General features: G+C 54.8%; 12 protein-coding genes. 4 read left to right on the top strand and 8 right to left on the bottom strand.

What is annotated here, in order from left to right; translation table 11 throughout:
- Positions 1-56 precede the first annotated feature (56 nt).
- Complete coding sequence (locus ACRBCU_RS10415; protein ID WP_431365318.1) at positions 57-1,496, bottom strand: hypothetical protein; 1,440 nt, start codon at positions 1,494-1,496, stop codon at positions 57-59.
- A 144-nt stretch (positions 1,497-1,640) separates the two neighbouring features.
- Between ACRBCU_RS10415 and ACRBCU_RS10410 the strand changes: the two genes are divergently transcribed.
- Positions 1,641-1,820, top strand: coding sequence for a hypothetical protein (locus tag ACRBCU_RS10410; protein ID WP_431365317.1), 180 nt, complete (start codon positions 1,641-1,643; stop codon positions 1,818-1,820).
- A gap of 5 nt (positions 1,821-1,825) precedes the next feature.
- Here ACRBCU_RS10410 and ACRBCU_RS10405 read toward each other — a convergent pair whose 3' ends face one another.
- Positions 1,826-2,305 carry a thioesterase family protein gene (locus ACRBCU_RS10405; RefSeq protein WP_431365316.1) on the bottom strand — a complete coding sequence of 160 codons (480 nt, stop codon included), beginning with the start codon at positions 2,303-2,305 and terminating at the stop codon, positions 1,826-1,828.
- Between the two features lie 132 nt (positions 2,306-2,437).
- Here ACRBCU_RS10405 and ACRBCU_RS10400 point away from each other — a divergent pair, with 132 nt between their 5' ends.
- Positions 2,438-3,601, top strand: coding sequence for an iron-containing alcohol dehydrogenase (locus ACRBCU_RS10400; protein ID WP_431365315.1), 1,164 nt, complete (start codon positions 2,438-2,440; stop codon positions 3,599-3,601).
- Between the two features lie 103 nt (positions 3,602-3,704).
- Positions 3,705-5,921, top strand: a complete 2,217-nt coding sequence (locus tag ACRBCU_RS10395) for a calcium-binding protein (RefSeq protein WP_431365314.1) — start codon at positions 3,705-3,707, stop codon at positions 5,919-5,921.
- 74 nt (positions 5,922-5,995) lie between these two features.
- Here the strand turns inward: ACRBCU_RS10395 and gatB are convergent, their stop codons facing one another.
- The 3 genes from gatB to ACRBCU_RS10380 form a co-directional block, all read right to left on the bottom strand.
- Positions 5,996-7,507, bottom strand: coding sequence for an Asp-tRNA(Asn)/Glu-tRNA(Gln) amidotransferase subunit GatB (gene gatB, locus ACRBCU_RS10390; RefSeq protein WP_431365313.1), 1,512 nt, complete (start codon positions 7,505-7,507; stop codon positions 5,996-5,998).
- Positions 7,508-7,647: 140 nt separating this feature from the next.
- Positions 7,648-7,860: a hypothetical protein gene (locus tag ACRBCU_RS10385; protein ID WP_431365312.1), complete on the bottom strand. Its 213-nt coding sequence runs from the start codon at positions 7,858-7,860 to the stop codon at positions 7,648-7,650.
- Positions 7,861-7,902: 42 nt separating this feature from the next.
- Positions 7,903-9,198, bottom strand: a complete 1,296-nt coding sequence (locus ACRBCU_RS10380) for a hypothetical protein (protein WP_431365311.1) — start codon at positions 9,196-9,198, stop codon at positions 7,903-7,905.
- A gap of 181 nt (positions 9,199-9,379) precedes the next feature.
- On the opposite strand from ACRBCU_RS10380, the gene ACRBCU_RS10375 reads away from it, so the two are divergent.
- Complete coding sequence (locus ACRBCU_RS10375; RefSeq protein ID WP_431365310.1) at positions 9,380-10,102, top strand: transglycosylase SLT domain-containing protein; 723 nt, start codon at positions 9,380-9,382, stop codon at positions 10,100-10,102.
- Here the strand turns inward: ACRBCU_RS10375 and ACRBCU_RS10370 are convergent.
- The 3 genes from ACRBCU_RS10370 to ACRBCU_RS10360 form a co-directional block, all read right to left on the bottom strand.
- Positions 10,099-10,545, bottom strand: a complete 447-nt coding sequence (locus ACRBCU_RS10370; protein ID WP_431365309.1) for a hypothetical protein — start codon at positions 10,543-10,545, stop codon at positions 10,099-10,101. The two genes, ACRBCU_RS10375 and ACRBCU_RS10370, sit on opposite strands and share 4 nt — an antisense overlap.
- Positions 10,526-11,275 carry an SDR family oxidoreductase gene (locus tag ACRBCU_RS10365; RefSeq protein ID WP_431365308.1) on the bottom strand — a complete coding sequence of 250 codons (750 nt, stop codon included), beginning with the start codon at positions 11,273-11,275 and terminating at the stop codon, positions 10,526-10,528. The genes ACRBCU_RS10370 and ACRBCU_RS10365 overlap by 20 nt, the downstream gene beginning before the upstream one ends.
- Positions 11,272-12,926, bottom strand: a 1,655-nt coding sequence (locus ACRBCU_RS10360) for a DUF3458 domain-containing protein (protein WP_431365307.1), incomplete at its 5' end; no start/stop codon positions are given. The genes ACRBCU_RS10360 and ACRBCU_RS10365, both read right to left, overlap by 4 nt.

Below are 12,926 nucleotides of genomic sequence, written 5' to 3'. Positions count from 1 at the left end.
GCCTCTTTCTTGGTTGGGGCGTCTATAACAAGGCGCGGGGAGAGGGGGAAGGGCGGTTAGCTGTCGCCTGGCACTTTGAGGGCGGCGCGGATGTGCTCGCGAAGTTCTGTGGCGGTGTCGTGGTCATAGGGCATATGGGTAGGATCAAATACCGTAAGGGCGCGTTCGATATGGGCGCGCGCCGCGACGAGGTGCGCGCGTGGGTCTGTGGTGGTATCGTACTGGGCGATTTCTAGTTCAACGATTGCCATATTCTCTTGGATCATGGCCCATTGCACGGGATGCTCAGCCTCTGTGTAGATACGCAGGGCGCTTTGGTAAGCGGTGACGGATTCTGCCAGCAGCGCTGCGCCCTCAGCGCCGCTGGTGCGAGTGCCTTGCTCAGACAAGGCATTGGCGAGGTTGTTCTGGGTCATGGCCCAGTCCACGGGATGCTCTGCCTCTGTGTGGATGCGCAGGGCGCTTTGATAAGCGGTGACGGATTGTGCCAAGAGCGCTGCGCCCTCTGCGCCGCTGGTGCGAGTGCCTTGCTCAAATAGGGCGTTGGCGAGGTTGTTCTGGGTCGCGGCCCATTGCACGGGATGCTCTGCCTCTGTGTGGATGCGCAGGGCGCTTTGATAAGCGGTGACGGATTGTGCCAAGAGCGCTGCGCCCTCTGCGCCGCTGGTGCGAGTGCCTTGGTCTTTAAGTGCGATTGCGAGAGAATTTTGTGCGCTCGCCCAAAGCACTGGCTGCGTTGTTTCGTCCAGTTGCGATAGGGCATCGCGGATCATGCGCTCTGAATAGGCCATGCCGTCACTGCCGTAGCGCAGCCCGTGTTGATAAAGCTGATCTTCCAACTCAAGACGAAACTGCGCGGGCAGTTTTGGATCGACACTGCGAAAGCTGTCGGCGACGGCGCTGAGGATGTCATAGGCTTTTTCTATGCGGCCCAGCATCAGCATGTTGGTGGCGCGGGTCATTTTTGTTTGCGCAGAAATGGCGGTGTCGGCGACATCGGCAACCTCTAGCAGCGTTTCGACTTTTTCGAAATCGAGATCGCTGGCGGCTTGTTCCGCTGCAGCTTTGATCTCGGCGATTTCGCTGTGGGCATCATCGAGCGCTGCGATTTGATGGCGCAGGTTGCGGTATTCTTCGGCCTTGTCGTTCAGAAGGTGGCGGAGTTCATCGTCGCCTTTGTCATGGGCCTTTTCGATTTCAAAGCGCGCGGCGAGGAGTTCGAGTTGATCGCGCGAGAGCGTGGGGATTTGATCGAGTTGTTTCGCACTCGCCCCGCCTGTGCGGATGGGCAGCATTTCCGCGTCAGAGATATTGAGCGCAACGCAGAGTTTTTGCAGCGTGGCCTCTTGCGGGGTGGTTTTTGCGTTTTCAATGCGGCTGATGTCGCCCTTGCGGGTGGAATCGCCAAAGACGTCGAGCGCGAGGGTCTCTTGGGTGATTTTGGCTTGGCCGCGTTTGGCCTTGATCAATGCGCCAAGCGCGATGAGGTCCAACAACTTTCCACAACTCCAAACAACAACGCGCACCTTGGGCGGCACATCTTTAGCGCAACGAAAATGCGCGCGCGCACTGACATATTCCAATTGTTCTGAACGTTAACTTTGTCGGGCCCGACGCTCAACACGAAAAGGAATGTGAATATGTTGAAGCGTCTTATGAGTATTGTAACGAAATCGGTGCAAACCTTGTGGTGTCATCGCGTGATCTATGGCGGCATCGCGCTGGCCTATGGTGGCTTGGCCTTTGGGTTTGTTGATAAGGAGAGTGTGAACCAGATTTTGATTGGGTGTTATGTAGCATTTGTTATGCAGAACCATTAGCGGGGTTACTTGCGGGTGATGCCGATCTTGCGGCCTGCGCGCTCTGGGTAGGGGAGTTTGCTGTGCTGGGCGTGCAGCTTTTTCAGGGTTGCGTAGGTCTCAGCGGACATTGGCGCGACGCGCGGGCCACTCATGTCGATATGAAGGCCAAGACCTTCGCCTGTGGCAGAGAGCCAGCCGTCCTCGTGATAGAGTTCCTGGAAGAAGTGAAAGCGTTTTTCGTCGAAATCAAGGAGTTGCGATGTGACGTAGACTTGATCGCCTTCATGAAGTTCACGCAGATAGCAGACGTGGAATTCGGCGGAGAACGTCGAATGTCCTGTGCGCGCAATATAGTCGGGGTCAAAGCCGAATTCGGCGAACAACTCATCTGCGCCTCGATCAAACAGCACGTTATAATAAGCCATGTTGAGGTGGCCATTATGGTCAATCCATTGGGGTTGGACGGTTTGCAGGGATGAGCGGTGCGGCGCGTTGTTGGGCATAGGGCTCTTTCTTGGCGAGGGGTGAAATTACGCTAAGTCGCGGATGTCAAAAGGACAAGGCGATGCGTGGACAATCTCGCCTTTGCCCGCATAGGGTTCACGCAACGCTTGGCGAAGGTGAGGGGACGTTTCATGCAAGAGAGCACAATCGGACGGGTGCAAAGCCCGCGTATCATTCGTATCGGCGGCGGCGTCGCGCGTGAGATCGCTGAGGTCTTGGAGCAGCTCGGGGTGTCGCGACCTTTGGTGGTAACGGACAAGGTGCTTGTCGGGCTTGGGCATGTTGCGACGGTTACGGACGTGCTGGATCGCGCCGCACTTCAGTGGGGGATATTTGACGGTGTGGTCGAAGATCCGACAGATACTTGTCTGGAGGCCGGATTAGAAGCGTATCGCGCGGGCGATTATGATTGCATTATCGGGCTTGGAGGCGGCTCGCCAATGGATACGGCTAAGGCGATCAGCTTTATGAGCGTGAACGCAGGTCACGTGCGCGAATACAAAGCACCAAAGCAGATTGATAGATGTGGCCCGCCCGTGATTGCTATTCCCACGACAGGTGGAACCGGTTCAGAGCTGACGCGGTGGTGTGTCATTACCGATACGAAAAGCCCAGAAAAGTACAATCTATCGGGTCTTGCATGTGTGGCGAGCGCGGCCTTGATTGATTGGACATTTACTGTAACCAAACCTGCCAGAATTACTGCCGATACTGCGGTTGATAGCCTGACACATGCGATGGAAGCCTATGTGTCGCGCAAAGCCTTTGCCTATACGGATAGTTTTGCATTGTCTGCGATGCCAGCGATTGTGAACAATGTGCGCGCGGCGTGTGAAGACCCCGAAAACGCGCAGGCGAGAGAAGCCCTTATGCTCGCGGCGAGCCAAGCTGGCATGGCGTTTTCTAACGCTTCAGTTGCTTTGGTGCATGGGATGAGCCGGCCCATCGGCGCGCATTATCATGTGGCGCATGGGCTTTCGAATGCAATGCTTTTACCGACTGTGACGGCCTTTTCGGTGGATCATGCGCAACAGCGATATGCAACGTGTGCGCGGGTGATGGGGTTTGCTGATGAGGCCACTGCTGACGCCGTGGCTTGCGGGCGATTGGTCGAGGAATTGAGACGTTTAAACGATGACTTGAGCGTGCCAACTCCGAGCATGCTTGGGCATGTGATGGATGAGGCAAAGTTGACCCTGATGGCAGAGCAAGCGCTCGCGTCAGGATCGCCACAAAACAACCCGAGAATTCCGAGCGCTGAAGAAATTGTAGGGCTCTATCAATCCATGTGGTAGGTGCGCTGAATAAAATCGCGCCAGAGTTGAGTTGACAGGGCAGGGGTTCTTCAGCACCTTGAGGGAGTTATAAAACCAAACAAATTCTTCAAGGACATAAAAAATGCCGACATTTCTTTATGATGGCCTTCCAGTATCGGGGCTTGCATTAAACCTGTCCACGTGGACATTTGATGCGCAAGATCAAGACGTTCTTGGCACAGATACTCAAAACACTTTCAACGTCTTGGGCGTCACGAGCTATGTTGATGGGAATACCTTCGATATGGCCGGAGGCGATGACTTCTTTCTAGGTTCTAATTTGAGCGAAGTGGTCTATGGCGGAACCGGTTCCGATACGCTGCATGGTGGGGGTGGTGCTGACACGCTGATCGGTGGAGCAGGCGTAGATTCTTTGAACGGAGGCAACGGGTCGGATGTTTTTCATACCGGTTTCGTCGACGGGAGCATTGATCTGTTCTACGGAGGTCACGGAACGAACACCGTGATCTATGGCGGAATGGCGCTTGATGGTCTGATACTTACAGCTGCGACAGGCATCCACAATTTCGACACGCAGGATCACGAGGTAAAAGGGACGAGCGCGTCGAATACCTTCGATGTGTCAGGGCTCTCCAACTATGTCGACTCGAGTATCTTCGAGCTGAAAGTCGGAGACGATACGTTTATTGGCTCCGGACAAGGCGAGATCGTTTATGGCGGCAAAGGAAGTGATACACTTAGCGGCAACGGCGGCATGGATACCCTCTATGGGGGGAAGGGCGTTGATTCACTATCCGGCGGAATTGATGATGATGTTCTTGGTACGGGTTTTGCAGACGGTAGCACGGATCTCTTTGACGGCGGACAAGGCATTGATACCGTTTTGTACGGTGGGCAAAGGCTCGACGGGCTTATCCTAGATTCAATGACCGAGGTTGAAAGGCTTGATGCGGATGGGCAGACAGTCGAGGGAACGAATGCCGCAAATGTGTTCGACGTGTCGGGCCTGTCGAGCTACACAAACGGCAATACTTTCAATTTGCGAAGCGGCGATGACAGCTTTACCGGATCAGAGCAAGCAGAGGTCATTTACGGCGGCAAAGGGTCTGACACGATTAACGGCAACGGCGGCGTGGATAATCTCTTCGGCGGGGCAGGGGTCGACCATTTGTTTGGCGGAGGCGGCGACGACGTTTTCTACACAGGCCTTATAGACGGTAGCGCCGATCTATTTGATGGCGGAGGCGGCCACGATCAGGTCATATATGGAGGTGAAAACCTCGAAGGTTTGATGCTTGGTGATGCGACAAGTATCGAGCAGCTGCACATAAATGACGCGAGCGCCAAAGGCACTAAGCTGGCAAATGTTTTCGACGTCTCCGGGTTGCTGAGTTACAGCGGGGCTAATCAATTTGATCTGCGTGGCGGCGACGATTTGTTTCTAGGATCTGGGCAGGGCGAAGTCGTTTATGGCGGCAAAGGAAGCGATACGCTCACCGGGAATGGCGGCGACGACACGCTTTACGGTGGCGGTGGATTTGACCTGTTCTTTGGTGGTAAAGGCGCAGACCATTTTTATACGGGAAACATCGACGGTAATGTCGATGTTTTTGATGGTGGCAAGGGCATCGATACTGTTCACTATGACGGGCTGTTTGCGCTAGAAGGCTTGCTTCTTGGCACAGGTACAAAAATTGAAAGCTTTGATGCCGATGGCGCATCGGTCGTTGGAACGAGCGCTGCAAATGTATTCGATCTATCAAGCATCTCAACCTATTCTCAGGGCAATCTCTTTGAGATGAAGGGCGGCGATGACAGTTTCACGGGATCGATCACCCATGATGAAGCTTATGGTGGGAACGGCGCGGACACTCTCTCCGGACGAGAGGGCGAAGACACTCTTTTCGGGGAAGATGGTAGCGACCATTTAGACGGCGGCGCATCTGATGATTTGCTCAATGGGGGCAAGGGATCGGATCAGATTTTTGGTGGCAAGGGCTCTGATACTCTTGTCGGTAAAGGTGGCGACGACATTCTTGAAGGTGGCAAAGGCAATGATCTGTTAACGGGTGGCTTGCATGCTGACACGTTTGTTTTTGCTAATAGCTGGGGCTCTGATGTCATCACGGATTTTGATGGGGATGACGCCGAGGACATCGATCTAAGCGCGGTCACAGAGATCACCGATTTTGCGGACTTGCTTGCCAATCATTTGCAAAGTGGGATTTCTGGGTTCGCTGAAATATTCGTAGGATCGAACCTGCTCGTTCTTGATGGAGTAGCGTTTGCAGAGGTTGGCGTTGGACTTGCCTATTCTGACAACGACTTCATTTTCTAGAAGGTGTTCGCAACGAAGTAAGAACAAAAAAGCCCCCGACATAACGTTAGGGGCTTTTTGAGGAAAATTCGGGCTTACGAATTGAGTTTCTTCGCAATCAGCTCGTTCACGGCTTTGGGGTTGGCTTTGCCGCCCATCGCTTTCATCACCTGACCAACGAACCAACCCGCGAGTTTCGGGTTTTCTTTGGCCTTTTCTACCTGAGCAGGGTTGTCAGCGATGATCTGGTCCAAAGCGGCTTCGATTGCGCCCGTATCCGTCACCTGCTTCATCCCGCGCGCTTCGACGATTTCTGCTGGATCGCCGCCCTCGGTGTAAACAATCTCGAACAGGTCTTTGGCGATCTTGCCAGAGATCGTGTCGGCTTTGATCAGATCAATGATGCCGCCGAGTTGATCAGGTGAAATCGGTGATGTGGTGATGTCTTTCTCGTCGGCTTTTAAGCGACCAAAGAGTTCGTTAATCACCCAGTTCGCAGCGAGTTTGCCATCACGGCCTTTTGCAACAGCTTCGAAATAACCAGCAGATTCTACATCTGCGGTCAGAACCGAGGCATCATATTCGGACAGTTTGAAGTCGTTGACAAAGCGCGATTTTTTCTCATCTGGCAGTTCGGGCAATGTCTTGGCAATGTCGTCAACCCATGCCTGTTCTATCTCCAGAGGAAGCAGATCAGGATCGGGGAAATAGCGATAATCATGCGCCTCTTCTTTGGAGCGCATAGAGCGGGTTTCGCCCTTGTCTGGATCATAGAGACGCGTCTCTTGATCGACTTTGCCGCCCGCTTCAACGATGGCGATTTGACGCTTGGCTTCGACTTCGATTGCTTGCTGGATAAAGCGCATGGAGTTCATGTTCTTGATCTCGCAGCGCGTGCCGAGGTGGCCGAAATCGCCGGTTTCGATGAACTTTTCGTAAGCTCCGGGCAAGCAGATCGACACGTTTACATCTGCGCGCATCGAGCCGCTTTGCATGTTACCGTCGCATGTACCGAGATAACGCAAGATTTGGCGCAATTTGACGACAAAGGCCGCCGCTTCTTCGGGGCCGCGAATGTCGGGGCGCGAGACGATCTCCATCAGGGCGACGCCCGTGCGGTTGAGATCAACGAAAGACATGTTCGGGTCCATATCGTGGATGGATTTGCCCGCGTCTTGCTCTAGGTGGATACGTTCAATGCGAACGCGGCGCGCAATGCCCGGTTCCATATCGACGATGATTTCACCCTCGCCCACGATAGGGTGATAGAGCTGGCTGATCTGATAGCCTTGCGGCAAGTCAGGGTAGAAATAGTTCTTGCGGTCAAAAGCCGAGAACAGATTGATTTCAGCGTTGAGGCCAAGGCCCGTGCGCACGGCTTGCTCAACACAGAACTCGTTGATCACAGGGAGCATTCCGGGCATGGCCGCGTCAACAAAAGCCACGTTGGAGTTTGGTTCGGCACCGAATTTCGTAGAGGCCCCAGAGAACAATTTGGCCTTGGACTGCACCTGCGCATGGACCTCCATGCCGATCACCAATTCCCAATCGTGTTTCGCACCAGCGATGGTTTTCACTTTCGGGGAGTCGTAAGTCAGATCAAGCATGTGTCGGTGTCCAAGAAATCAGGGCTTTTGTGCGTTCTAGGACAGCGGCGAGGAGGGGGCAAGAGGGCGCAGTGCGCCAGAGCGCTTTGCTGGGCGCGAATTGCGCTATTGAAAGCTAGGGGATTTTGACAGCGCAGCCGTTAACAAGAGCCATCGCCACTGTCGAACGAGCCATCTGACGTGCCATTCCTGTAACGCGCCCCCGGATCATTGTGGTTTCGCATCTCTTTGGGATTGCCGTTTAACAGCAGGTTCAAGGGATGCTTCCAAGGCAAACAGCTCTCGGCGTAGGACTTTAGCGCAAATAAGGCGACGATGCAGAGTACGACTGCAATTGGAATAAATGTGTTCATAAAGCCGAGTTCCCAGTTGTTTTTATGGTTTGTTGAACCTGCTTACGCTTGCTGAACATAAAGCCCTTGCGGAGTGAAGATGAGCGAATTGCCTTTGCGCATTTGATCTCCGAAGAGGCGCATGAAGACTTGGTTGGCCTTTTCGCGACCCTGTTTAAACAACGCGTCAACTGATGCGATGCGGGCCTGATTGTCAAAGCCTTCCATTGCATGGCCCCAAATTAGTGGGTGCAGTTCATGCAAATGATCGGACATGATCCAATGCGCGGCCTGTTGAATTTGTTCAAGCGCGGCGCAGGCTGCCAGATCATCGCTGCATTGCTTTGATGCGGTTGGGATCGAAACGGCGGCAAAAGAGGCGAAGAGGTTTGCATTGTGCTGATCTTCAGAACGCTCAAGAATGTCGCGAAGACCTTCCAAGAAAAAAGGAACATCCAGAACCGAGGCGCAGGCAGGGTCAACAAGCAGCGCATCGAAAAAGGCCCATGTATAAGCGCCTGCACCCCAAATGTCTTGTGTGCGCGCTGCGGTGCGCCGCGCTTCCAGCTCTAAAGCGCCATAGCTGCCGAACCATTGCGGTAGCATATGATGACCAAGCGCGCGAATGTGGCGTTGCTGGGACGGCGCAAGGTCAATCAGATCTTCGTAGTCATCCGCGACGCGATCGGTCGCGTCTGGCGATCCAACAAGCAACGCGCAGCGGGCCGAAGTGATAAGGGGGCTATTTAGTTCGATGCCGCAAAAAGGATCAAGCACCTGACACGCTCTGGTGCAGTGCAGATCGAAGGCTTCCAGATTGCGCGCTGGTGTATCGCGTGGCGCTGCTGTTCCGCGCCAAGCCCAAGCAATGTCCAAATGTGCCATCGCGACGATTGTCGCAATAATGTGGTTGTCGCGGTGTTCGCCTAAAATGCTCTCCAAAGCAGAGATTGCTTCGGTAAGCGGTCGGCTTTCTTCCGGGTTGCCATCAATGAGCAAATGCTCGGCCAAAGCCACGACATCAGAGCGCGCGCCTTGGCACAAAAGTTCGGCGACTGGCATGCCACCACCAGAGGCGTTGCGCTGGGTGTCTTCTGACGTGACGAGTTGCGCAAGATCTTCCCAGCGCTCTTGGCGGGCTAGGAACTGGCCTTGATTAAAATAGTAGCTGCGCAATTGCTCTTCGCGTGGCTCATCCGAGACGGGAATGACGAGCAACTTGTCCAAGTCAGGATGATCTGAAGCGGCACGGCGCGGAGCCTTTTCTAAGGAGTGACTGGTTTCAAGACCCTTTGCCAAAGTGCGACGCGTAATCCGCGTGCCGGGAATGCGGGCTTTTAGGGACTTCAAAAAGGACATATGTATTTGCTTTCACTCAACTCGAAGATGCGTTGAGGATGCTTATGGCGGCGCATTCGGGCGCAAACGTGGCGCGCAACAGGCAAGAACAGACTGTTTCCGCGGAACTTCAGTGCAAAAAAGGACAGTATTTCGCTTGTGTCCAGAGAACCGATGCAGGCATCATGCACGGATGAACCCTATGTTTTTAACAGTTTTAGCGGCTTTTTCTTTACTGGTTTCGCCTGTTCTGGCTGCCAGCGAAGATTTAGGCAAACCTGTGGCTATTGCTGTTGATGGCGATATTTCCACAGATTTTGAAGCGGCCAGCGCGCTCGCGCCCGAAAGCGTAACGCGGCCAAAGCGCAGGGATGGTGATATCGTTCCAGTTGCGCGCTGGGATCACCGCCCTGCTGGACGCATATGGACGAGAGCCGCAATGTCGGCGCTACTGGACCATGGAAAGCCGATCTTGCAGACCGTGCCGCGTGATATCGCCGACTGGTGCCCCGCCTATCCGAATGCGGATGAAAAAACCCGCGCCGCCTTTTGGGTGGGGTTTATGTCGGCTTTAGCAAAACATGAAAGCACCTATCGTCAGGATGCCGTTGGCGGCGGTGGGCGTTGGTATGGACTTTTACAGATTTTGCCAGCGACGGCGCGCGGCTATAAATGCGCATCTCCTTCGCGCGAGGGCTTGAAGCATGGACCATCCAATTTGAGCTGCGCCATTCGTATTCTAACCGTCGTCATGCCGCGCGACAAAGTCATGGCCAGCAAGGACAAGCGTTGGCGCGGTGTCGCGGCAGATTGGGGTCCAATGCGAATTGGATCGAAACGCAAGGACATAGCGGGCTGGACTCGCAAGCAAAGCTATTGTCGAGAACTCAGCTCTGTTCGGCCCAAGGCGCGACCAATCAATTAGGACAAGAGTGTAAAGTGATGGCGCTCAAACGTTATGCCTGCAGTCTTCAGCGCAGCTTCGATTTCGTTTGCCTTTGGAACACATTCATAAGGCAGGCGGATCTTGCCGCCTTGATGGGTGATCAGCGTCATACGAAGCGATAGATCAAGGCGGGTATCAAGGCGCACTGATTTAAGCTGGCCACGCGCGAGCGTTCCGCTGCGCCGCCCCGAGCGCCAAGAGATGTCTTTGTCGGTGATGTTAAGCTCGGATGTTGCGCCTGCGCCGATGTCATAAAGCGCGGGTAGACTGGCAAGCGCCAGAACCGCGATAATAATCGGAGCGGCGTTCAAGACCAATCCAAGCAGAGCAATCACAACCCACCAAAGCGCAACAATGATAAGCGCGCGCGGGGTGCGGGAGGATCGAGAGAACCTATAAGCGCTATCGTCCACCTGTGACATCCAGCGTGGTGCCTGTTACGTAAGAGGCCGCATCGGACAAGAGCCAAAGAATGCCGCGCGCGACTTCTTCAGCGCTGCCCGTGCGCTGCATCGGCACGCCTGTTGCAAGGCGCGCCGCGCGATCCGGTTCGCCGCCTTTGGCATGTATTTCGGTTTCAATCAGCCCCGGGCGCACAGCATTCACGCGAATACCGCTGGCGCTAACCTCGTCAGAGAGCCCTTTGGTAAATGTATCAATTGCGGCCTTGGTGGCGGCGTAATCGACATATGTATTGGCCGAGCCAAGCCGCGCAGCGGCGCTGGATATGTTGACGATCCCGCCGCTGCCTTGCTTTTCCATGCGCAGGACAGCCTCTTTCGCAACAAGGATCGCACCGATTACGTTCACATCAAACATATGGCGCATCCGCTCATAGGTAAGATCAGTGACGCGCGCTGTTTGACCGACGATGCCTGCGTTATTGATCAGCGCATCTAGTGTCGTGAAATGCGCGTCAACCTTTGCAAAAATCGCCTCGATTTGCGCAGGGTCTGCAACGTCGCCCTTGCACAAGATCACCCGCGCGCCTTGTGCTTCGCAGGCGATTTTCACCGCTTCCGCGCCCGCATCATCAGAGCGGTAATTGAGCGCAAGATCATAGTCTGGTGCAGCGAGCGTAGCGCATGCGGCGCCGATGCCCGCGCTTGCACCAGTGATCAAACAGACAGGACGCTTCTTTGGGCGGCTCATGCGGCGAGAATCCGCGTGAGCATTTCTGTTGTGTCGCGGCTGAGGTTCGGCTGCGCCAAGATGCGCTCGACTTCGCCCTTTATCATGCCTTGGCGCGTTTCATCATAGCGTTTCCACGTCTGGAACGCTGAGCACATGCGCGCGGTGGTTTGCGGGTTGAGCGGATCAAGTTTGATCAACCAATCTGCAAGCAACGTGTAACCTTTGCCCGAAATGTGATGGAACCCCGCGTGATGCATGGCCAATGCGCCAAGTGTGGCGCGGAAGCGGTTGGGGTTTTTGTGATCAAAGTCAGGATGCTGGGTGAGTTTTTCCGCGACGCTCGCAGCATCCTGCGGCGCGGCGCAACTGACTTGAAGGCCGAACCATTTGTCCATGACCAAACGGTCACCTTTCCATTGCTGATAGAACTTGGCGAGCGCATCTTCGCCAACATTCTGACGCAGCAAGATTGCCAGGGCCGATAGCTGAAGAGTCATGTTATCGCTGTTGTCGTATTGCTCTTGCGCCGCCTTGCCCCCATCGAGGCGCGAGCCAAGCGAGAGCGCACTGCTGGCGAGTGCGCGTTTGCCAACAGGGCCAGCATCTGGCGAGTAGGGGCCTGCGACTTGGTTATCGGCGTAAATGCGCGGCAGGGTGTCTTGCATATGCTGCGCCATTGCGAGCAGCAAAGTTTGCACCGCGTCATAGATTTTTTGCGGGTCTGGCGTGACGCCTTTGTCCGCAAGGGTTTGGGTCAGATCAGATTGGCTCGGTAAATCCAGCATGAGCGAACGCGTGTCTGGGTCAAGCGTGTCATCGCGCAGCACTGCGAGCATACCGTCCAGATAATCTGCATTAGGCGAGGCGTCGTTTTCGATCATATCGAGCAGGGTGGATTTCGCTAGATCGCGGCCCGCTTCCCAGCGATTGAACGGATCGGTGTCATGCGCGAGCAAGAACGCGCGTTCGGCATCTGTTGTGTCACGTTCCAGGATCACAGGCGCAGAAAAGCCGCGCAGGATGGACGGGGTTGGCTTGCTTTGTAGCCCTTCCCATTTGAAGCTTTGCTGGCGCTTGTCCATCTCCAAAATCTGCGTCGGCAGGACTTCATTCCCGCTCTCGTCAAGCAATCCAACCGCAATCGGAATAACGCGCGGTTTCTTTTGCGGCTGACCCGGCGTTGGGGGCGTTTCTTGGCGGAATGTCAGTTTATAACGCCCGTTTTTGTATTTCTCTTTCACACTCAGGCGCGGAGTGCCTGCCGAAGTATACCAGCGCTTGAAACGTTTGAGATTGCGGCCTGTGACCTCTTCGAAGACGGCAAGCCAATCTTCGATTGTCGCCGCATCGCCGTCATGGCGGGTGAAGTAGAGATCAAGGGCCTTGGCGTAATCGGTCTCTCCGACGAGAGTTTTCAGCATGCCAATGACTTCTGCGCCTTTTTCATAAACGGTAGCCGTGTAGAAATTGTTGATCTCAACAAAGCTGTCAGGGCGCACGGGATGGGCGAGGGGGCCGTTGTCTTCGGCAAACTGACGTCCACGCAGATCGATCACATCCGAGATACGTTTGACCGAGGCAGAGCGCATATCGGACGTGAACTGACTGTCGCGATAGACGGTCAGCCCTTCTTTGAGGCAAAGCTGGAACCAGTCGCGGCAGGTGATGC

Source organism: Planktotalea sp. (genome assembly GCF_050633725.1).
GTDB lineage: Bacteria > Pseudomonadota > Alphaproteobacteria > Rhodobacterales > Rhodobacteraceae > Planktotalea.
This window is presented reverse-complemented; position numbering and strand designations above follow the sequence as displayed.

Coding starts and splice junctions, on each gene's coding strand:
- ACRBCU_RS10410 (WP_431365317.1), top strand. CDS start 1,641: ATGTTGAAGCGTCTTATGAGTATTGTAACGAAATCGGTGCAAACCTTG.
- ACRBCU_RS10405 (WP_431365316.1), bottom strand. CDS start 2,305: ATGCCCAACAACGCGCCGCACCGCTCATCCCTGCAAACCGTCCAACCC.
- ACRBCU_RS10400 (WP_431365315.1), top strand. CDS start 2,438: ATGCAAGAGAGCACAATCGGACGGGTGCAAAGCCCGCGTATCATTCGT.
- ACRBCU_RS10395 (WP_431365314.1), top strand. CDS start 3,705: ATGCCGACATTTCTTTATGATGGCCTTCCAGTATCGGGGCTTGCATTA.
- gatB (WP_431365313.1), bottom strand. CDS start 7,507: ATGCTTGATCTGACTTACGACTCCCCGAAAGTGAAAACCATCGCTGGT.
- ACRBCU_RS10385 (WP_431365312.1), bottom strand. CDS start 7,860: ATGAACACATTTATTCCAATTGCAGTCGTACTCTGCATCGTCGCCTTA.
- ACRBCU_RS10380 (WP_431365311.1), bottom strand. CDS start 9,198: ATGTCCTTTTTGAAGTCCCTAAAAGCCCGCATTCCCGGCACGCGGATT.
- ACRBCU_RS10375 (WP_431365310.1), top strand. CDS start 9,380: ATGTTTTTAACAGTTTTAGCGGCTTTTTCTTTACTGGTTTCGCCTGTT.
- ACRBCU_RS10370 (WP_431365309.1), bottom strand. CDS start 10,545: ATGTCACAGGTGGACGATAGCGCTTATAGGTTCTCTCGATCCTCCCGC.
- ACRBCU_RS10365 (WP_431365308.1), bottom strand. CDS start 11,275: ATGAGCCGCCCAAAGAAGCGTCCTGTCTGTTTGATCACTGGTGCAAGC.